This is a genomic window from Bacillus cereus group sp. MS39 (assembly GCF_040448665.1).
GTDB lineage: Bacteria > Bacillota > Bacilli > Bacillales > Bacillaceae_G > Bacillus_A > Bacillus_A wiedmannii.
This window is the reverse complement of the sequence record NZ_CP123058.1, coordinates 2,496,910-2,516,454: the sequence shown is the minus strand read 5'-3', so window position 1 is coordinate 2,516,454 and position 19,545 is coordinate 2,496,910. Positions and strand designations below refer to the sequence as shown.

Sequence of the window (19,545 nt, the reverse complement as noted above, 5' to 3'; positions counted from 1 at the left end):
TATATTTTTCCAGATACCTTTATTATATAATGTAAATCTTACTTTTTTCAAACTATACCTTAGATGCACATTTGCATATTTTATACTTTTTATTCCATGAATAAAAACAAACTATCATTAGATTATAATTTTATTTATAGACTATAATAAATTGAAAGACGACCTAATATCTGGGTCGTCTTTCAATTGTTTTATTTTTATATATTAAACGTCTCAATAAAATCTCTAATGGTCCATTCAGATTGTTTTTCTCCATTATTGTAGCTAATATGACAGACAATATCCAAATACTTATAGCTATCAATGCAGCAAGAGCGTTACTTACATACCCACCTAAATCAAATGCTACAGGTGATAAAAGTATAACAAGCAGTGCCTCATTCAAAACAAAAAATGTTAATGAGCGCTTTCCCAAAGCAATTAATGAAAGGCTAAAGTACCCTAGATTTTTCAATCTACTCCCTATTATACCGAAACCCGTTGCATATGCTAACCCTCCAACAATTCCAGTTAAAATATGGATTCCATTTATCATTCCAGCTGTAAATACACTTGGATACCATATAGTCCCTATAAAAGATAGAGGCAAAGCACCTATTAAGGAAATTGCTAATCCTATAATTGTTATAAAATATAATTTTTTCAAATGTTGCTCTGGTTTTATTAATAACTGATATCTAGCAATCCACAAACCAAGAATTACAGAAGGAATAATCGGGAACATAAAATGGATGAGAACGGGTATAAGAGGAAAGAAAAGTAATCGTAACATTGTAGTACTAATATACGTGTCTTTTGCTGAAACATCTGGTGAAAAACCGTAATCGCCTATTGCTTGCATATTAAATCCCCATATTATTGGAATAAAAATGATATACAATATAGTGATAATCGTAAATGTTCGAATTAATGTTTTCATTTTACACTTTAATAGCGGGCTAACAAGAAGCCCCGCTACACCATAGGCCATAAGAATATCTTGCCCTCCAATTAAGACTGCTAACACAATCCCAAACAGTATTAAATACGAAGAGCGTCTTCTTACTATTTTTACAGCATGATTTTCATTTTTCCCTTTTGATATTTGCCCTTCGAGTGCTAGAACCAAACCGTAGCCTAATAATACGGCAAACATCGCTCTTGCACGGTTATCAATTATGAATATACCAAAAAGGTTTACAATTTGATCAAAGAAACTTCCGCTTTCCACCCTATGCATAATTCCAGGATCTGCAGCATACAAGTAAAGCGGTGCATGGGCAAGTACGATTAATAGTAACATAATACCCCTTGCTAAATCTAATGAGACTGCACGCTTCTTCTCAATTGCTCCATTATTTATTGATTTACTCATATTTTACTTCCTTCCTTAGCATCAACTAACCATTCCGACCTTTCTTGCGCTTTTGTAAAAAACTAACAAATAGTTGCTATTAAAATTAGAACAAATAAAGTGAAACTTTAAGCAATGGCAGTTTTGTTCATCACCCATTAATTATTATTCCGTACCAATTGGGCTTTTATGGGCTGCAGGGCTTCCACCTAGCTTCCTTACTCCAGCCGAATTTTGAGATGGGAGTCTTACTGCCCCCAAATAGCCGGATAAATGAAAAACAAACTAGTTCTTCAAATCCTATTCCGGATATTATATTCTAAGATGATTTTAATATGTTTTATTTTTAAAATACAAATGAAATCTTTCAATCCCCGGATATCTTTCTCCTAAACTTTTAACCTGAAAACCAATTTTTTTATAAAAGTCTACTGCCTCATTGTCTGTCTCTGCTTCTATATAAGTTAATTGAAGCATTTTTACTACTTCTTTTATCATTTGCAACGCAATTCCTTTATTACGATATTGTGGAGCGACTGCTATGTGACATATTCTCGCTTTATTTGCTCCGATTATTTCAATACCTATACAAGCCTCTTCTTCATATCTGTACAAAGTCCCTTTATTACTTTCATAATATAAAACTGCTTTCTTTAAGCTAGTTTCACTTGGCCCAACTGCATACTGTAACACATTTAAAATTGGATCTTTCTCAATTTGTTCCACGCGTTGCAAGTTCATTTCTACATCCCTTTCCATGAAAAAAGACTAGCTCTTTCTATAAAGAGCTAGTCTCATTACGCCGTTATTTTTTCTTCTTTTTTCACAACGACTGCTACATAACTATGTAGTATCATTCCGACAATAACAAGACTCATTCCGATCCAAGATAAAGATGACGGAATTGGCGCAGATAGCAAGATGAGCTCTCCTACTAGCGCAAATAAAACTTCACCGGACTGTGTTGCTTCCACTGTTGCTAGTTTTTGTGGATCATCTTTTACAAGATCTGTCGCAAAGAAGAATAGTACTGTCGCGATTAAACCAGAACTAACTGCTACAATAAAACATTGGAAAACTTGGCTACTTGATGGTAATCCGCCTGTTGATACTTCATAACCAGATAGTAAAAACCAAAATGGTAAACTTGCTAATGTCATACCGAGAACTCGCTGGAATACATCTAATTCACCTTTACAAACTTGCATCATTTTTCGATTTCCAAGAGGATACGCAAACGCCGCAATAAGTACAGGAGCTACACATAAAACGGTTTCTCGAATTCCTAATGAAGAAGCATGTTCTACTTGCATGAGTACAACACCGCATAAAATAACCCCAGACATAACTAATTCCTTCATTGGAAGTTTTTTATGTAATGGATCTACTGCAAAAAATGGTGTTAACAAAATTCCTGCGACAATCGTAATTTGCCAAGTTGATGCAACAAGCCAACCAGGTCCAAAAGCTCCGGCAAAACTAAGTGGTGCATAGAAGAGACCAAATCCAACGATACTCCACACTAACCATTCTTTTGGATTATTTTTCATATATTGAAAGAGTTGCTTTAAGTTCCCTCTATACATGACAATAAGTAAAAGCATTGGAACCATAAAGTAGTACCTTAATGAAGCACTCCAAATCCAGCTTCCACCTTCTAAGTCCATCGCCCGGTTTAAAACAAAGGTAAAGGCAAAGAAAAATGATGCCAATATCCCTACTGCAATAGCTTTCATTATAAAACTCCTTGTTTAGTTTCTTCTTATACTATACAACAAATTAAATATAATTAAAATTCGAAATCTTTATCTCGCATCTATTCTAGCTCTATATAGTTTTCTTAACTGACTAATATGAGCTTGATGGTACCGATTATGATCGGCTATATGCCATATTCCCCACCTTATAGTCGCAGTTTCTCCCTTCTCATAAAAAACTTCCCTTGTTAAATCATTTTCTGTTAGTTTCATACACTCCTCATAAAACATATGTTGCACTGCTTCATAATCTTGCATTAATTCTTGTAATTTATACTTTCTTAAACTAGGCAATCCTCCCATTTCATTCAACATTGGTCCATATTTATTTTCAAGTGTCGGTGGAACCTCCTCTCCTTTTAAACGGTACACCCAGTATAAATCAACAACCGCTAAATGCTGAAGTAGCTGCCCTATACTATTTTCATTATTTTCTAATCCTTTATAAGACAATTCTTTCTCAGCAGTACCTTCTACTAACTTTTGCAATCGTTTAAATGTATCAGTAACCGTCGCATATAGAATCGCTACTTGCGGGTTCATATTTTTTTCTAAATGGAGATCTTTCATACTAAACTCCCTCTATTAAAAGAACACGACCATATGTTCATCATCACTATACACACCATTCATCTTTATAGCTCTCTTTTCAATCCCATACGTTTTAAAGCCCATTGATTCATACAATTTTTTTGCTGGTTCGTTTGTAGATACAACACCTAAGTTCAATTGTTCTAAGTTCATTTCTCTTGCTCTTTCAATTGCCTTACGTATTAACTCACGTGCAAGGCCACTTCTTCGATTGCTTGCATCTACATACATCGCAACGATATGACCTTTATGTTTATACGCCTCTTTCTCTTCTGTTAGTAAAGTAACCACTCCAACTAATTGATTCTTTTCATTAAAAGCACCGAATGTACAGCTAGTAGTAGCTGTTAAATTATTTTCCACTCGCTTAATAGGATTTTCTTGACGAATCGCCTCTTCATAAGTTGTTACAAATGCCTCTGGATTTACTTGTAATGCCTGTAAACGTAACTCCCAATATTGTTTTGCATCTTCTTTCGTAAGTAATCGAATCATATTTCTCCAGCCCCTTTAAGTTAACATAATATTTTTATAAACTACTATTTATAGATTCGTATTCTTCTCTTAACATACTATAACGATAACGATGAATGAACTTTCCTTGACGTAATCGATCATTTCTCATTAATCCTTCACAAATAAAACCAGCCTTTTCATAACTCTTTCTAGCTTGAAAATTATCTTCATCTACACGTAGCCAAACTTTTTCTAATTCAAATTCAAAGAATGCTAGATGTAACATACTATATAAAGCTGCTAATCCATATCCTTTACCCCAATACTCTTTATTACCAATCGTGATTCCCAGTTCTGCATTTTTATTTGTTTTATCAAAGTTTTTAAAATCTACCCACCCAATATGTATGCTGTTTTCTGTAGTGATAGCTCTTTGTTCATAACCATTTTTTCGATTTATACATGCTTCAATCCACTTTTTCGTATCTTCACGAGTGAACGGTGGATATTGATCCGGTACAACTAAATGATTTGTCACTTCTCTATCTAATGACCATTGATATCGATCTTCTACATCATCTAGTGTCAATTCTCTTAATTGAACATATGGTACATTCATTGCGTTATCCCCTTTTTATTTTCCTATAGAAAACCCTTCAAACATTCTTCCTCCGTACTGTTCTAGCGTTTTTTCTACAAAAGTAATTAATTTTCTTTTCTCTCCCGTTGTATAAAAATGATCGAACGCTGCTACAAATTGATCTGCGTACTGTTCATCATATTTTCTAAGTACCCTTATAAACCATTTTGAATTTCCAAGCCATTTACCATTTACTCTTAATATATATTCATGTAATAAATCAGCTAATAAATTCGCGATAAACAATTCTTCTTCTCTTTTTGATGCACCAATAAAATCGTCCAAAGTATCCGTAATAAAATATCGTTTCTGCTTCATCATTTCTTCAGTCCATTTAGCTGGCCCTTTATTTAGTAAATCATTTGCTTCTCTTTTTAATCTCTCAACAATTTCATTTTCTCCTTTTAATACAATACCCTCTGAAACTAATTGTGGTAACGAAGGTCTCCCTCGGTCACAATCCATTTTAAAAAAGGTTTTACACGTTTCAAAATTATGTGCAAACACTTCAACAGGCCATCCATTACTATAGAAAGATTCTCTATAACAAGACGTTAAATTTTGATCAACTATAACAATGTCCAGATCAGATGTTTTTGTCGCTTCTCCTCTTACAACGCTTCCTCCCAGTAAAGCTACATCACAATTCGGAAATTGTGATGTAATTATGCTTTGTGCTGCTTCCATTGGTTTCATAACCGTTCCCCTTTTCTTATTTCACTTTCTTTTTTTCAGCTCTTTCTCTTGCCTTTTGTATATACGGTTCTGCGTCTGGTGTTTTGCATGACGTTGCCCCATGATCAACTTGTACTTTCCCAATTTCACGTGCAATTTCAATCGCTTTTCTCTCTAAGTCTTCATTACGAATTCCTATCGCGATTAAAGCACTATTCATCGCTTCTTTTTTTCTATTTTTTTCATTATGTATATTTGCTTTAATCTCTTCTAGATACGGAGTGAAGAATTCATCATGTAACGTTTTATTTTTAATCGCTATATTTGCTAATAGAGACCATCCTGCTCTTCCAATCCATTCATCATCAGACTTTGTCCATTCTTCCATTCTTTCTATCGCGATTGGCGACGTACAAATAGCCGTCATCAAAACGTCCATTAAACAATAATAATCAACTTCCTGTACCCATTTGTTTAGCTGTTCTGTCGTAACTTTCTTTGGTTCTAAAATCATTGTTGCTAAAGTCATTGCATCCATATTTTTTGTTTTCCATAACGAAATTGCTAAATCATGATCTTTTTTTATCTTCTTTTTTAACAATTTTAAATTGGCAAAACTAACTCCGAATAGTGGCTCTTTCGCTCCGTGATTTTTAAAGATCTTACGATTTTGTTCTGTTCCATATTCCTCTAGTTGTTGCATTACTTCTTCAAGTAACATATACCCACCTCTTTATCTTTTATATTGACTTCATATATGTATGTACGATATATTCTACATTACTTTTTAGTTTTCCTATATGTATTTTTTAAATACGGTATGTGAAATTTTATAGTTGCTATATATAACTAAAACAACCACGAAAAACCTGTACATTTTACATATACAGGTTTTCATTTCATCAATTTCCCAAAGTGTAAAAAATAGAATATGAAAGAACTTTTATTTGTTTGATTCTCTCTTTATTTTTTGTAAGCTCTTTACATCTGAGCACTCTTCTATAGACACTGCGTACGGAAAAACTATAACTACATTAAAATTCGCACCTTTTCTTTTTCGATTTGTTTAGTAGCTAATAAATTCGCTGCCGCAGACGTTCCTATTTTCATACCAGTTTCATTATAAAAACGTGCCATTTCATACAAAAAGAGCTTCTTTATTCAAATGCATTCATAAGCACAATTCTCCAACCATCTGGATCCTCTATTGTGGTCCCTTTCTCTATCCAATACGGATTTTCTGGTTCTACCTCATGATAGCCCATATTACTTAATCGATTCACTATTTTTTCAATTTCATCTTTATTAGGCATATAAAAAACTAGTAAATTATCTTTTGTCGGTGCCGGACATGGACTTCCATTAACATGCGTTGTAAACTCCAAATGATACTCGGCATCCGGTAATCCAAACATAACCCCATCATATCCTTCATGATTATAAAATTCTCCTATACGCTTTAACCCTAACCCCATCTCATAAAAACTTATAACTTCTTCATATTTATCTGTTGGTCTTGCCATTCTAAATTGAACCCAATTCTTCATGCAAATCTCCTCCTTTTCATTTTCCAAAGCTTTATAGTAATCATTATAGGTTACATATATTTCCTTTCACATCCCTCATTAGTGTGAGAACTGCCAAAGTTGAAAGACCTATTAGTTTATAAATAGTAGGACTTTAGTATTAAATTCATATAAAAGCAGTTATATAAATGTTGAGATGTAATAAATATTTCTTCCGATAATATCAAATGTTCCCCAGACCAAAATTTAATTGTTTCTATACCAATATTTTAATAGAAAATAAAAATATTCGAATCAATAATTGGAATGAAAATGAAGTGATACAAAAGTATGATTAGTCCCCTTTCATTTTGATACCGATTCCCCTAAAAACCACCTACATCATTATTAGAAGAACCCAATTTGATTCTTGAAAATTTTCATAATAAACATTAAAATTACCCTGTTTTTTCAAGACTGCAATTGATACAAAATCTTGCATATTTTTGAACAAACTTTTTTGCACTTGTAAAAAATTTTTTTTGCAATTACCTCCCTATAATTGCTAATATAGTAGAGTAGAACTTTTATAGAGAGAAGGAAAATTATGCACAATGGAATTCGAATGACAACTTTAGTAAAAAGGGCTATGTTGATTTGCGCGGGGGTATTATTTACATACGAAGCGGCTTTAGGATCAGCACATACTGCTCTAGCAAGTACAGAGGATGAAGCAAAATCTGTTCAATTTGTAAGTGAAATTCAATCGTCTCTTGCACCGAAAGAAGCTCCAAAACAATATAATGGGCAAGTTAGAAAAGTAGCTTACTTAACATTTGATGATGGTCCTGGAAAATACACAGCTGAGCTTTTAGATATGCTAAAGAAAGAAAATGCAAAAGCAACATTCTTCCTTATTGGTTCAAATGTAAAAGCTTTTCCTGATCTTGTAAAGCGTGAAGATACTGAAGGCCACTACGTTGGGATGCACAGTATGACTCATAACTACAAGAAACTTTACACAGAGGGTCATTACGTAGATGAGATGAAAGAAGATCAAGGATTAATCGCTGGCGTTTTAGGTAAATCACCAGTATTAACTCGTCCTTCTTACGGCTCAATGCCAGGATTAAATGAGGCTCTTCGCAACAAAGTTGTTGAGAATGGATTAAAAGTTTGGGATTGGACAATCGATTCATTAGACTGGAAGTACAACAAAATGCAGGTTGATGCTGCATCTGCTAAAATTGTAGAGAATGTTCTAAATGGTGCTAACAAACCAACAGAAGTTATCCTTATGCACGACATTCATCCACAGTCCGTAAAAGCAGTACCTGGTATTATTAAAGGGCTGAAAGAAAAAGGATATGAATTAGAAGCCTATAATGAGAACGAACACTTCCCATTAAACTTCTGGCATGATAATCGTATGTAATGAAAAAGACTTGATTTCCTCTATTAGGTTATTGAGTCTTTTTTTATCGTTTTTGAGTATTACTTCTCGTATATTCAATTCAAATTTTTAGCACTTGATGTGCCGAATGAATGGGTACTATGGAGTGATCTTAGTTACTGGTGTTGTGCCATGACTGCTAGCTCTATGTATTTTCATCAAACAAATAAACGAACATTAGAAGACTGGTTTACTTTTATGGATGAAGAGTACAGATTAATATTCGACTTCGACTATTTATTATCTCATCCTGATTGATATAAAGGTAAAGAGGCCTCATTAGAAAAACAAGGTGTTATCGGCAAAATCCCCCTTTCCTTTGTAAAAAAAGTCAGACGTTTTCGTGCTAAGGAAGATAAATCTATTAATGAAATCAGAAGTGATAACTGGGATAATAGAAAAGAAAATCGTATCAAAAAGATGAATCGAAAATTAAGAAAAAGAAACGACAAGCAAAAAAAATTGCAATAGCGACTTATACGGAATTAAAACATATATATCAAAATACAGTAAGAAATTATGGATTGAGTATACAAATTCAATCCTATTTTTTATATTATCAACACTTTAGCACATATTACTCTTAAGGAGTGATGTGTATATGGATTTTCTTTCAACCGAATATTTGTCTGCCTTACTTGCCATCATTGTAATTGATTTAGTGTTAGCCGGTGATAATGCCATTGTAATTGGGTTAGCAGCAAGGCGATTACCGAAAGATCAGCAAAAGAAAGTTATTATTTGGGGAACTATCGGGGCAATCGCGATTAGAGCCCTCGCTACTTTAGTTGTCGTTTGGTTATTAAAAATACCAGGGCTACTTCTAATTGGTGGTGTACTCCTTATATGGATCGCTTACAAATTAATTGCTGAAGGTAAAGATCATGATATTAAGGCAGAAGAAGGATTTTGGTCTGCTATTAAAACCATTATTATAGCTGATGCATTAATGGGAATTGATAATGTCCTCGCTGTTGCAGGAGCTGCGCATGGCAATTTTTCTTTAGTCATCATTGGACTATTAGTATCTATTCCAGTAGTAGTATGGGGCAGTACATTAATTTTAAAATGGGTGGACCGGTTCCCTGTCATCATTACGATTGGAGCAGCTGTTTTAGCTTATACTGCCGCGAAAATGATTGTAGATGAGAAATGGTTCGCTGGATTTTTCGAAAGTAATCCTTTCATAAAATGGGTATTTATCATTATTATCATTGTCGGTGTAGTATTCTTTGGAAAGATGAAACAAAAAACGAAAGATAATTCTATATAATGACAACGTTATATGTACAAACAAAAGCGCTACTCATATGAGTAGCGCTTTTTAATATTTATTTCGTTTCTCCGTCTTCAGTCGTCTTTACCTTCGTTTTATTTTTGTCACGATGGTTATAGTTGTACTTCGAACGATCGACCGGTGTAAATCCTTCCGGTGTATAGAATCGTAATAAGTCACCGTTTACGACTTGGTCAGAGTATTTCAGTGATTTTTGAACCATTTGTTCATTTTGTTTTATTTCGTCTGTTAATTCTACAGATTCACCAGTAGCTGTATCATAGTATTTTCCATTCAGTGCAGTAACTGTTGGACTTACGAAGTTACCGTTACGGAATGGAACAACTTGTTTATGCTCTGGTGATAATAAATCTGATCCGAACTGGACATAATTTTTCGTATCTGTACCTAGTAAGTGTAATAGTGTCGGCAGAACATCAATTTCTCCGCCGTATTGATGTTGTACGCCGCCCTTCATTCCTGGAACACGAATGATTAATGGCACACGTTGCAGTTGTGCATTTTCAAATGAGTTCATTTCTTTACCCATTACTTGAGACATTGCTGCGCCATGGTTATCTGAAATACCGTAATGATCACCGTACATAACGATAATTGAGTTATCGTATAAACCAGATTGTTTCAAGTAATCCAAAAATCCTTTTACAGACTCATCTAAATAACGTGCTGTTTGGAAGTACGTATCTACTGATGAATCACCTGTAGTCGCTGGTTCAATTGTTGCTTCCGCTTTATCAATTGGATAAGGGAAATGGTTCGATAACGTAATGAACTTCGTATAGAACGGTTGTTTCAATGTTTGTAATAACGGAATTGATTCGTTAAAGAACGGTTTATCTTTTAATCCATAGTTTACTACATCTTTTTCATTCATATCATAGTATGACGCATCAAAAAATTTATTGAAACCAAATGATTTATAAATATCATCACGGTTCCAGAACGTTTTGTAATTACCATGGAATACAGCTGATGTGTATCCTTGTTGACCTAAAATAGCTGGTGCTGATTGATACGTGTTATGAGCTTTATTTGTAAAAACAGATCCTTGTGGTAACCCATACATTGAGTTTTCTAACATGAACTCAGCATCAGATGTTTTACCTTGTCCTGTTTGATGGAAGAAGTTATCAAAGTATAGCGTATTCGCATCTTTTGTAAATGAATTTAAGAACGGTGTAACTTCTTGCCCGTTTAATTTATAATCAATTAAAAAGTTTTGGAATGACTCTAAATGAATATAAATTACGTTCATTCCTTTTCCTTTACCGAAGTACTCAGGATTAGGACTTGCATATGTTGATGCAAGATAATTTCTAACCTCTGTCATATTATCTCCATCAGCTAACGCTCGTTCTGTTGATGCTTTCGCACTTTGAATGCCATCATAAATCGTATAGTTGTATGCCCCTAAATATTTCACAATGTAATTGCGATCAAATGTTCTTGTTAATAATTCAGGACGATCGGATTCTGCAAGACCTAAATTAATGCTGAATAATAAAATACCTGCTACAAATACTAGTGATACTTTATGTTTCGCAACACGAATTGGTTTTGGATTTGCAAATTTTGTTGCAACTAAAACGATTAAAATGATTGTATCTAAAAAATATAGTGGATCATATGCGTGTAGCAATGCAAAAATACTACCACCTAAATCTCCAAAGTTATTCGTTTGTGTTAATGTCGGGAACGTAATAAAGTCACTGAAAAAGCGATAATATACTACGTTTGCGTATAGCAGTATAGACATTAACAAATTAATAACAATTAACCAAATGTAAGCACGTTTCCCCTTTGCGAATAATGCGAGCCCTAAAAATAAAACTGCTGAGCTTAACGGGTTGAAAAACAGTAAAAACTTTTGAATTGTGTTGGATATCCCTAAATTAAATTCTGTCACATATGCTGCGTATGTTTTTAACCAGAATAAAATAATGGCAAACACGAAAAATCCAAAGTGATTGCTTAACACTCGCTTACTCTTTAATAGTAATTGTTTCATCTCTCCACCTCTTTTGATCATCCAAGGCTTATTTTTTTATAAGTCTGTCTCTATTCAATTTTTTATCTTCAAATAGATTTTGTTTGTTTAACTAAATGAAGAATATTAGTAATTATAATTTGAAGCTAGTATTTATTCAACTATTTCTTTCTAGACATTTTGACCTTGGTTTCTATTTAATAAAATAAATTTGTAACATTTTCTGTTTTCTCCCAAGTCTCATCCACTAATTATGACTCCACATACTATAAACCTTTCTTTACTGCTTCGCAAATAAATATGTCTCCAGTTCTGGAACATTAATGTAATATAACGAAATTCACAATAGATAGTATTTGTTTTTTTCGGTGTATACTAAATTCCTTCATATATTTCAAGTTTATTCTTGATACAGTCCTTTCTATATATATAACATCAAAAGGTCTTTTCTTCTCTAAAGTTATTTCTGTATAATTATTCACAATTCATAAAATAAAAGATTATAAAAAAACCTCGCTCTCATAAAGAGAGCGAGGTTTTTCATCATTTATTATTGACCTTTGTACATTGCTTCTACTTGTTTTTGAAGTTCTTCATTTTCTAAGAACTCATCGTAAGTAGCCTCTTTATCGATTACACCGTTTGGCGTTACTTCGATAATGCGGTTTGCAATTGTTTGTACGAACTGATGGTCATGAGATGTGAATAACATTGTACCTTTAAATGCGATTAAACCGTTGTTTAATGCAGTGATAGACTCAAGGTCTAAGTGGTTCGTTGGATCGTCAAGTGTGATTACGTTCGCACCACTTAACATCATTTTAGATAGCATACAACGAACTTTTTCGCCTCCAGATAATACAGAAACTTTCTTCTTAACTTCTTCACCTGAGAATAACATACGGCCTAAGAAACCACGTAAGAAGCTTTCTGACTCATCTTGTGGAGAGAATTGGCGTAACCAATCAACTAAGTTGGAGTCACTGTTCTCAAAGTATTTAGAGTTATCTCTTGGGAAGTACGATTGAGATGTTGTAACGCCCCATTTGAATGAACCGCTATCTGGCTCCATTTCACCCATAAGGATTTTAAATAATGTTGTCATCGCAATATCGTTACGACCGATAAATGCAACTTTATCACCTTTATTTAAAGTGAAGTACACATTATCTAACACTTTTTCACCATCAATTGTTTTAGAAAGACCTTCAACAGTTAATAAGTCATTTCCTATTTCACGCTCAGGTGTAAAGCCAACAAATGGGTAACGACGTGATGATGGTCTAATATCATCTAATGTAATTTTATCTAATAATTTTTTACGAGAAGTTGCTTGTTTCGCTTTAGATGCGTTTGAGCTAAAGCGTGCAATGAAGTTTTGTAACTCTTTTACTTTCTCTTCTTTTTTCTTATTAGCATCTTGTGTTAATTTTAAAGCTAATTGGCTTGACTCATACCAGAAGTCATAGTTACCAACATAAAGTTGAATTTTACCGAAATCAAGATCAGCCATGTGCGTACAAACTTTATTTAAGAAGTGACGGTCATGGGATACAACGATTACTGTATTTTCAAAGTTCATTAAGAAGTTTTCTAACCATTGAATCGCTTTTAAGTCCAAGTGGTTGGTAGGCTCATCTAGTAATAGAATGTCAGGTTTACCGAATAAGGCTTGAGCAAGTAATACTTTTACTTTCTCTGCCCCAGTTAATTCTGACAATTTCTTATCATGAACATCTTCACCAATACCTAAACCTTTAAGAAGGATTGCAGCTTCTGATTCTGCTTCCCAACCGTTAAGCTCCGCGAACTCACCTTCAAGTTCAGCAGCACGCATACCATCTTCATCACTAAAGTCTTCTTTCATGTAAATGGCATTTTTCTCTTGCATTACTTTATAAAGTTGCGTGTGACCCATAATTACTGTTTCTAATACTGGGAACTCTTCATATTCGAAGTGGTTCTGTTTTAATACTGCTAGACGCTCACCTGGCGTAATATGTATATCACCTGTTGATTGTTCGATTTCTCCAGATAAAATCTTTAGAAATGTTGATTTACCCGCACCGTTTGCTCCGATTAAACCGTAGCAGTTACCTGGCGTGAATTTTATGTTAACATCTTCAAACAATTTGCGATCCGCGAAACGCAAACTAACGTTACTTACTGTAATCATTTGTGTCCTCCTACTAATACCGCTTATTTCAGCGTTTTCTCACCGATTGTCTTAAAAAATCGCATATTACGACTCAATTATTGTAGACTATAGCTATTATATAGTAGAAGATGGATGAATAGCAACGGTTGATTGCTATTCCTTTCTTTTCAAAATTGAATAAAACATTTGTTTTTAATTATATTAAAGTTACATGCACACTTTAAGGATGGTTTATTTTGAAGAAAATATTTATAATTGTAGCATTATGTTTATCAATTGCTTCCTTAACTGCATGTAGTAGTAATAACAATGCAAAAACACCTATTGAATCAAAACAAGAGAAAAAAGAATAAAGCACCAGTTTGTGTAAAAAACTATTTCACCATTTGTATTGTTAACTTATCTTTTAACATTGACCTATATGAGTCAATTTCATATTTTGTATTATTGATTTTTTCTTTTTTCATTTTTAACATATCGAATATTTCTAACTCTAAATTCCTTCTAGCTTCAAGAACTTTTATTACCCCTTCTACACCTGAATGGTTATGTTCTTTCCCATAGCCTTGGTTAGTGTAATAGTCGACAATTCCTGTGGACCATTCTGGAGTTCTTTCTTTTAATGCCTTCCTAAATGAAAATTCAAGATTATCTTGTTCTACATACAATAACATTGGATTTAAATTCTCTATGATTTTTGCAACTTTCATTACATAATTTATTATTTGTTCTTTTTGTTCACCATATTTAATCATCCCAATCGTTAATGGATTTTGTATGAAACAACATTCAAAGATATAAACCTTATTGTCTTCTAGAGCAATTTCAGCAAAGTCATTCCATTTGTCAGCAATTAATTCAACATTTTTATCGAATGGTAATTCATATATATCGTTTTTGAAAATATCGTGAAATAATTCGTCCGAAAATTGGTCACCAAACTCATTTTTTATCTTTCTGTATGGTAATAAATAATTGCTTCCTTTTTTTAGAACTCTTTTAAGAAGCACTTCTTTAAAATCTCCACTGTTATATAATAATCTATCGAATTCAAATTTATTAAAACAAGATACACCATCATAGTCGGCTGGGTGGTTCAAATTCCCCTCTAAAAATAGTTCAACTTCACTTTTATTTTGGCTTAGAATTTCATTTATTAGCTTTGCAGTGGTTGATTTTCCAAATCCAGGTAATCCTTCTACTATTATTAGTTTTGTATTCATAGTTATAAATCCCTTCCTTCAAAGTATTTAACCAAGATTAAAAAAATCACTTACTCCACTGCAATCACCCCTTCAAAATATGATATTCACCATTTCTTTTGAAAAATCATTCTTAAAGCAACCTGACCATTAGTTTAAGAACATTTTTTCACAATGTCTATAATTATTTTAACATAAATTTTCCATTTACCTTTTAAAAAAATATAGTCCACTCTTATTTGAGTGAACTATCTAAAGTAAATTATATCTTTTAAATCAAACACTTTGTCAGTAATCCCCAATCGTTGTGCTGGTATGTTTACTGTTTACTTTTTCCCTTCCTTCGTGGTAAATGGCATACTTTTAAAAGGGGATTCTTTTATTTTCTTTTGCTTAATTTCTTTGTATAATCCTTCATTTTACTCGTTAACCCTATTAAAGCAGGTAATAATATTGGCATCACAATTATCGCTAATAGTAACAGTGCAACACCAACAACAGATGCTACTTGTATAAGTGTCAATACACCTGAAGGGATTAATGCAGCAAATGTACCAACTAGAATCAGTGCCGCTGATAATACGACTCCCCCTATGTGACGAGATGCATTTACAATTTTCGTCGCTGGGTCCCCTTCTAACTCATTGTATCTCATCATTACAAAAATACTATAATCCACTCCTAAAGCGACAATCATTATGAAACTAAAGAATGGAACATTCCAGCTTAATGAATCTACATGTAAAACATGCGTACTAATTTGTTCACTTATACCTAGTGATGCAAAGTACGCTAATATTAGCGATCCAATAATAAAGATTGTGTTTAATAATGAACGTGTAATCATGATTAATACGATCGCAATTCCAATTAACATAATTGTAGCTGTACGTAAGAAATCTTGGCCTGTTACTTCTTTTAAATCAACGTTTCTAGCTGTTGTGCCACCGATTGCTGTTTTCGCATCATTTAATTCAGTCCCCTTCAAAGTACCATCTATCGTATTATTGATTTCTTGAATAATTGGCATCGCTTCTTTTGAATACGGATTCGCGTCTAAAATGATTGTCATTTTAGCAGTTTTTCTATCGTGTGACATGTACGTATTCAAAGCTTTTTGGAAATCTTCTCCCTCTAAAACCTCTTTTGGAATATAAAACTTCTCAGAGCTTTTTGATTCATTTAGCTCGCCTAAATATTTCTGTGCGTCATTTAGGCCGTTACTTACTTTTCCAAGCCCTTCTGTACTTTTAGATAAGCCTGATTGTAATTGCCCCATCTTTTCTTGCAAGTCTTTCAGCCCAGTTAATAGCTGGCCTTGCCCATCATTTATTTTTGTTAATCCGGTTTGTAACTCTGATGACTTGTTCGCAATTTGTTTTGAACCTGAAGTCCCTTCATTTAATCCATTTTTAAGATCAGCTGCCCCTTTTTGTAATTTAGTAACTCCATTGCTCATTTCTTTTAAGCCGTTATCGACTTTCAATAATGATTGATTCGCTTCATTAAATGACCCCATTGCCGCTTTATGCTGCGTTGCTAATTCATTTAATTCTTTTGATAGTATACTTAATTGCTTTTGAGCCTCTTTAGCAATTCCTATCGTTTGCAGTATGTTCGGATCATTTGCTAATTCTGGTTTCGTTTGAATGAAATTGGTCATTAACATTTCGATTTGTTCGTATCCTTTTTTCGCACCATCAATCGCTTGAGAAATGCTTCCGAAGTATTGATTGTAAGCACTTAAACCTTTTTCTAACTGTGCATAGCCAGCATGAAGCTGTGACGTTGCATTAGATAGGACATTTATATTTTCATTTACTGAAGTTAACCCACTCTCAATTTGCTGTGCTCCTTGTGCCCCATCGTTTATTCCATTCGATAATTGATTCAACGCTGTTCCTAAAGCCGATACACCATTTTCCGCCTCGTTCGTTCCATCAATTAACTTTTGAACATTTGCGAGGCCGTCTGACTCATTACCACCCATTTTATTTTTAGCATCCGTTAAACCATCATTGATTTCTTTTATGCCACCATTGGCATCTCCTAAACCTGTATTCAATTCTCCCGCTTGTTTATTTATATATAGTTCTTTTATCCTTTCACCGGTTGGACGCGTCGGTGAATATACTTCTGAAACACCTTTCACTTTCAAAATCTTATTAGTTAGTTCGTCTAAAGTTTGTAGAGACGTTCCTTCATCTAATTTTTTGTTTGATTGAATCACTAACGTACTTGGTGAAGAAAAACCAGGCGGAAAATGATCTTCTATTACGTTAATCCCCATCTTTGATTCGTACTTATTGTCTACTTCAAATAAGTCATTGTAATTTAGTGTGTTAGAGTATTTCATTACGAAAGGAATCGATATCACAAATACGATGATTAAAGCTGCGAACGGTCTTACTACTGAATTTTTCGCAAGAAATCCCCATAAACGACTATCCTCATGACCTTTAAATGTTTTAACTGGATAAAACATTCCTTTTCCTAAAAGCACCATAAAAAATGGATTTAACGTAGTTAATACGAGTAATAATACTGCTACACCAATTGCTACGGCTGAAGTAGATTGATATAATTTAAAACTCGCTAAAGCAAGAGATGCAAAACCAATTAGTACTGCTATCCCGCTATATAAAACGGTTTTCCCTGCTGATTTAAACGTTTCTTTCGTAGCCAAAAATGCATTTTCTTGTTTACTTAATTCTTCTTTAAATCTTGTATATAATAAAATGTTATAGTCTGTTCCAACCCCAAACAGGACAACGACTACAAACACTTGTGTAAAGTTAGAAAACGGAAAATTAAATTGATCTACTAAATGGGCAATAATCCCCATTGAAACTAAATATGATACACCAACAGTAAGAAGGGAAACAATCGGAACAATTGGTGAACGAAATACAATGATTAATACAACTAGAATGAAAATGATAGAAATAACTTCTGTCTTCTTCACTCCCTCTTGAGAGGAAGTAAGAAAATCACCCGCTATTAAATCACTTCCTGTTAAGTACGTTTTTACCCCTTTCGTTTGCACTTTTTTATGAAGCCCATTTGCAACTTTTGATATTTCACCATTTTTTTTATTTACAGAGATTTGCGTTAAAATGGTCGTATTGTCTTTAGATATCAACTGTTTTTCCAAATCTTTATTATCTAAATGTGAAACAACTTCCTTAATTCCTAATTGCTCTTTTTCATTTTGTAAAGCATTGATTGTTTTTATTATTTCCTCTTTTTGTTCAGTTGTTAAAGCTGTTTTACTTCCACTATTAAAAACAGCTATAATTTCATACTTTTCAGTCCCGTCTTTATCCATCTCTTTTATCATCTTGTCAGCAATACTACTTTGTTCTGTATTAGGAATCGTAATGTGCCCTTTTTCTTTCACTAATTTATCCATATTAGGCATCGTTACGATCATTGTAATAGTAATAACTATCCATAATAGAAAAGATAAACTTCTCCAATTTTTCAGCTTACTCATTTTAATCATCTCCCGTTTTGAAAATTAAAAGGGAATGAATATTCATTCCTATCCTTTTAAAAATACTTTTTTCGGAATGAACGTTCATTCCTATCATCCTATTACATTATTTTGTAAATTCTATTAAACTACCTTTACCGGAATGAATGTTCATTCCTATCGTTACACAAATATCCTCTCCTACTCTCATGTTTTAAATATATCCAGGAATGAATATTCATTCCTATACTTATTAGCTATAGAATCAAATGATTCTAATAGCGTTCCAAGAACTTTCTTCCAATTCTTTTACTAATTCTTTTGAGTATTCTAATTGTCCTGTTGCAATTACCTTCGTTAGTTTTTCTAGCGGTTGATATACAATAATAATTAAAGCAACTGGAGGCAATGGACGAAGAAAACCTTTTGCGATTCCATCTTCAATAATATTCATAAAGAAGCCTATAAAATCGTCAAATATTTGCTTACTTTGTTCGTCAAGAAAATAACTATCGCAGTGAGAATTTGTAAACAAAAAAGCGTCCACATTGTTTCTCGCAAATTCAAATAAACGGTTGTACGTATGACTAAACTGTTCACGAATATTTGCTTCAACAGGAAAATCCGTTTTTATCATTTCAGAAAGCTCTAACATACTTTTTGAAAATAATGAGTTAACAAGCGCCTCTTTATTTTCAAAGTAGCGATAAATAGTACCCGCACCGACCTTTGCTTTTTCAGCGATCATTGGAATTGTCGTACCATCGTAACCACGCTCTGCGAAAAGTTGCATCGCAGCATCAAAAATATCCTCTTGTTTGTTTTTAGCCATTTTTTCCACCTCTATTTTCAGGAATGAAAATTCATTCCGTTTTTAATTATAAATTACATGGATTAAAAGTCAAGTGCGTGACCAGTATCGTTTCGTTTTTAATCCCTTGTTTGTGAAAAAATTATATGAGCGATTTTCAAGATATATCGACTTACCGACAAAAACTGACAATATAATTTGAGCC

17 protein-coding genes and 2 pseudogenes are annotated in these 19,545 nt (G+C 33.3%); 4 read left to right on the top strand and 15 right to left on the bottom strand.

The features are described from left to right. Window positions 1-163: 163 nt before the first annotated feature. From QEP67_RS13235 to QEP67_RS13190, 10 genes and pseudogenes are all read right to left on the bottom strand, one after another. Window positions 164-1,354: a DUF418 domain-containing protein gene (locus QEP67_RS13235; RefSeq protein WP_000045530.1), complete on the bottom strand. Its 1,191-nt coding sequence runs from the start codon at window positions 1,352-1,354 to the stop codon at window positions 164-166. 309 nt (window positions 1,355-1,663) lie between these two features. Further along, window positions 1,664-2,074 carry a GNAT family N-acetyltransferase gene (locus QEP67_RS13230; protein ID WP_033658840.1) on the bottom strand — a complete coding sequence of 137 codons (411 nt, stop codon included), beginning with the start codon at window positions 2,072-2,074 and terminating at the stop codon, window positions 1,664-1,666. Between the two features lie 56 nt (window positions 2,075-2,130). Further along, window positions 2,131-3,069 (bottom strand): multidrug resistance efflux transporter family protein, encoded by a 939-nt coding sequence (locus QEP67_RS13225; protein ID WP_000643668.1) that lies wholly within the window; start codon window positions 3,067-3,069, stop codon window positions 2,131-2,133. A gap of 69 nt (window positions 3,070-3,138) precedes the next feature. Further along, on the bottom strand, window positions 3,139-3,660 hold the full coding sequence (locus QEP67_RS13220) for a DinB family protein (protein ID WP_064057089.1): 522 nt from the start codon (window positions 3,658-3,660) through the stop codon (window positions 3,139-3,141). 15 nt (window positions 3,661-3,675) lie between these two features. Next, window positions 3,676-4,176, bottom strand: coding sequence for a GNAT family N-acetyltransferase (locus QEP67_RS13215; RefSeq protein WP_000620352.1), 501 nt, complete (start codon window positions 4,174-4,176; stop codon window positions 3,676-3,678). 34 nt (window positions 4,177-4,210) lie between these two features. After that, window positions 4,211-4,756: a GNAT family N-acetyltransferase gene (locus QEP67_RS13210; protein WP_001102504.1), complete on the bottom strand. Its 546-nt coding sequence runs from the start codon at window positions 4,754-4,756 to the stop codon at window positions 4,211-4,213. 15 nt (window positions 4,757-4,771) lie between these two features. Next, window positions 4,772-5,473 (bottom strand): nucleotidyltransferase domain-containing protein, encoded by a 702-nt coding sequence (locus QEP67_RS13205; RefSeq protein WP_000803738.1) that lies wholly within the window; start codon window positions 5,471-5,473, stop codon window positions 4,772-4,774. A 16-nt stretch (window positions 5,474-5,489) separates the two neighbouring features. Next, entirely contained in the window at window positions 5,490-6,173 is a 684-nt protein-coding gene (locus tag QEP67_RS13200; RefSeq protein WP_000923422.1) for a DNA alkylation repair protein, read from the bottom strand. A 222-nt stretch (window positions 6,174-6,395) separates the two neighbouring features. Beyond that, window positions 6,396-6,598 (bottom strand): annotated as a pseudogene (locus QEP67_RS13195) (cysteine synthase); the annotation flags it as partial. 11 nt (window positions 6,599-6,609) lie between these two features. Continuing rightward, entirely contained in the window at window positions 6,610-6,999 is a 390-nt protein-coding gene (locus QEP67_RS13190) for a VOC family protein (protein ID WP_000800681.1), read from the bottom strand. 565 nt (window positions 7,000-7,564) lie between these two features. Here QEP67_RS13190 and QEP67_RS13185 point away from each other — a divergent pair. From QEP67_RS13185 to QEP67_RS13175, 3 genes and pseudogenes are all read left to right on the top strand, one after another. Continuing rightward, window positions 7,565-8,392, top strand: a complete 828-nt coding sequence (locus tag QEP67_RS13185; RefSeq protein WP_000551427.1) for a peptidoglycan-N-acetylglucosamine deacetylase — start codon at window positions 7,565-7,567, stop codon at window positions 8,390-8,392. An 87-nt stretch (window positions 8,393-8,479) separates the two neighbouring features. Next, window positions 8,480-8,881, top strand: a pseudogene (locus tag QEP67_RS13180) (hypothetical protein); the annotation flags it as partial. A 130-nt stretch (window positions 8,882-9,011) separates the two neighbouring features. Beyond that, complete coding sequence (locus QEP67_RS13175) at window positions 9,012-9,683, top strand: TerC family protein (protein ID WP_000346969.1); 672 nt, start codon at window positions 9,012-9,014, stop codon at window positions 9,681-9,683. Window positions 9,684-9,741: 58 nt separating this feature from the next. On the opposite strand, the gene QEP67_RS13170 is transcribed toward QEP67_RS13175, so the two are convergent. Both QEP67_RS13170 and QEP67_RS13165 read right to left on the bottom strand, forming a co-directional pair. Then, window positions 9,742-11,715 (bottom strand): LTA synthase family protein, encoded by a 1,974-nt coding sequence (locus QEP67_RS13170; protein WP_000811614.1) that lies wholly within the window; start codon window positions 11,713-11,715, stop codon window positions 9,742-9,744. Between the two features lie 529 nt (window positions 11,716-12,244). Next, on the bottom strand, window positions 12,245-13,870 hold the full coding sequence (locus QEP67_RS13165; RefSeq protein WP_000633870.1) for an ATP-binding cassette domain-containing protein: 1,626 nt from the start codon (window positions 13,868-13,870) through the stop codon (window positions 12,245-12,247). A gap of 218 nt (window positions 13,871-14,088) precedes the next feature. Between QEP67_RS13165 and QEP67_RS13160 the strand changes: the two genes are divergently transcribed. Further along, on the top strand, window positions 14,089-14,205 hold the full coding sequence (locus tag QEP67_RS13160) for a YgdI/YgdR family lipoprotein (protein ID WP_223261020.1): 117 nt from the start codon (window positions 14,089-14,091) through the stop codon (window positions 14,203-14,205). 21 nt (window positions 14,206-14,226) lie between these two features. On the opposite strand, the gene QEP67_RS13155 is transcribed toward QEP67_RS13160, so the two are convergent. From QEP67_RS13155 to QEP67_RS13145, 3 genes are all read right to left on the bottom strand, one after another. Next, the gene (locus QEP67_RS13155; RefSeq protein WP_048566182.1) at window positions 14,227-15,075 is read right to left on the bottom strand and encodes a hypothetical protein; all 849 of its coding nucleotides are present in this window, start codon (window positions 15,073-15,075) and stop codon (window positions 14,227-14,229) included. 358 nt (window positions 15,076-15,433) lie between these two features. Then, the gene (locus QEP67_RS13150; RefSeq protein ID WP_353706614.1) at window positions 15,434-18,550 is read right to left on the bottom strand and encodes an MMPL family transporter; all 3,117 of its coding nucleotides are present in this window, start codon (window positions 18,548-18,550) and stop codon (window positions 15,434-15,436) included. A gap of 244 nt (window positions 18,551-18,794) precedes the next feature. After that, window positions 18,795-19,361, bottom strand: coding sequence for a TetR/AcrR family transcriptional regulator (locus QEP67_RS13145; protein ID WP_001107302.1), 567 nt, complete (start codon window positions 19,359-19,361; stop codon window positions 18,795-18,797). Window positions 19,362-19,545: the final 184 nt, after the last annotated feature.

Bases quoted from the DNA above. Each gene is read 5' to 3' on its own strand.
- QEP67_RS13235 (WP_000045530.1), bottom strand. From the start codon at position 1,354: ATGAGTAAATCAATAAATAATGGAGCAATTGAGAAGAAGCGTGCAGTC.
- QEP67_RS13230 (WP_033658840.1), bottom strand. From the start codon at position 2,074: ATGAACTTGCAACGCGTGGAACAAATTGAGAAAGATCCAATTTTAAAT.
- QEP67_RS13225 (WP_000643668.1), bottom strand. From the start codon at position 3,069: ATGAAAGCTATTGCAGTAGGGATATTGGCATCATTTTTCTTTGCCTTT.
- QEP67_RS13220 (WP_064057089.1), bottom strand. From the start codon at position 3,660: ATGAAAGATCTCCATTTAGAAAAAAATATGAACCCGCAAGTAGCGATT.
- QEP67_RS13215 (WP_000620352.1), bottom strand. From the start codon at position 4,176: ATGATTCGATTACTTACGAAAGAAGATGCAAAACAATATTGGGAGTTA.
- QEP67_RS13210 (WP_001102504.1), bottom strand. From the start codon at position 4,756: ATGAATGTACCATATGTTCAATTAAGAGAATTGACACTAGATGATGTA.
- QEP67_RS13205 (WP_000803738.1), bottom strand. From the start codon at position 5,473: ATGAAACCAATGGAAGCAGCACAAAGCATAATTACATCACAATTTCCG.
- QEP67_RS13200 (WP_000923422.1), bottom strand. From the start codon at position 6,173: ATGTTACTTGAAGAAGTAATGCAACAACTAGAGGAATATGGAACAGAA.
- QEP67_RS13190 (WP_000800681.1), bottom strand. From the start codon at position 6,999: ATGAAGAATTGGGTTCAATTTAGAATGGCAAGACCAACAGATAAATAT.
- QEP67_RS13185 (WP_000551427.1), top strand. From the start codon at position 7,565: ATGCACAATGGAATTCGAATGACAACTTTAGTAAAAAGGGCTATGTTG.
- QEP67_RS13175 (WP_000346969.1), top strand. From the start codon at position 9,012: ATGGATTTTCTTTCAACCGAATATTTGTCTGCCTTACTTGCCATCATT.
- QEP67_RS13170 (WP_000811614.1), bottom strand. From the start codon at position 11,715: ATGAAACAATTACTATTAAAGAGTAAGCGAGTGTTAAGCAATCACTTT.
- QEP67_RS13165 (WP_000633870.1), bottom strand. From the start codon at position 13,870: ATGATTACAGTAAGTAACGTTAGTTTGCGTTTCGCGGATCGCAAATTG.
- QEP67_RS13155 (WP_048566182.1), bottom strand. From the start codon at position 15,075: ATGAATACAAAACTAATAATAGTAGAAGGATTACCTGGATTTGGAAAA.
- QEP67_RS13150 (WP_353706614.1), bottom strand. From the start codon at position 18,550: ATGAGTAAGCTGAAAAATTGGAGAAGTTTATCTTTTCTATTATGGATA.
- QEP67_RS13145 (WP_001107302.1), bottom strand. From the start codon at position 19,361: ATGGCTAAAAACAAACAAGAGGATATTTTTGATGCTGCGATGCAACTT.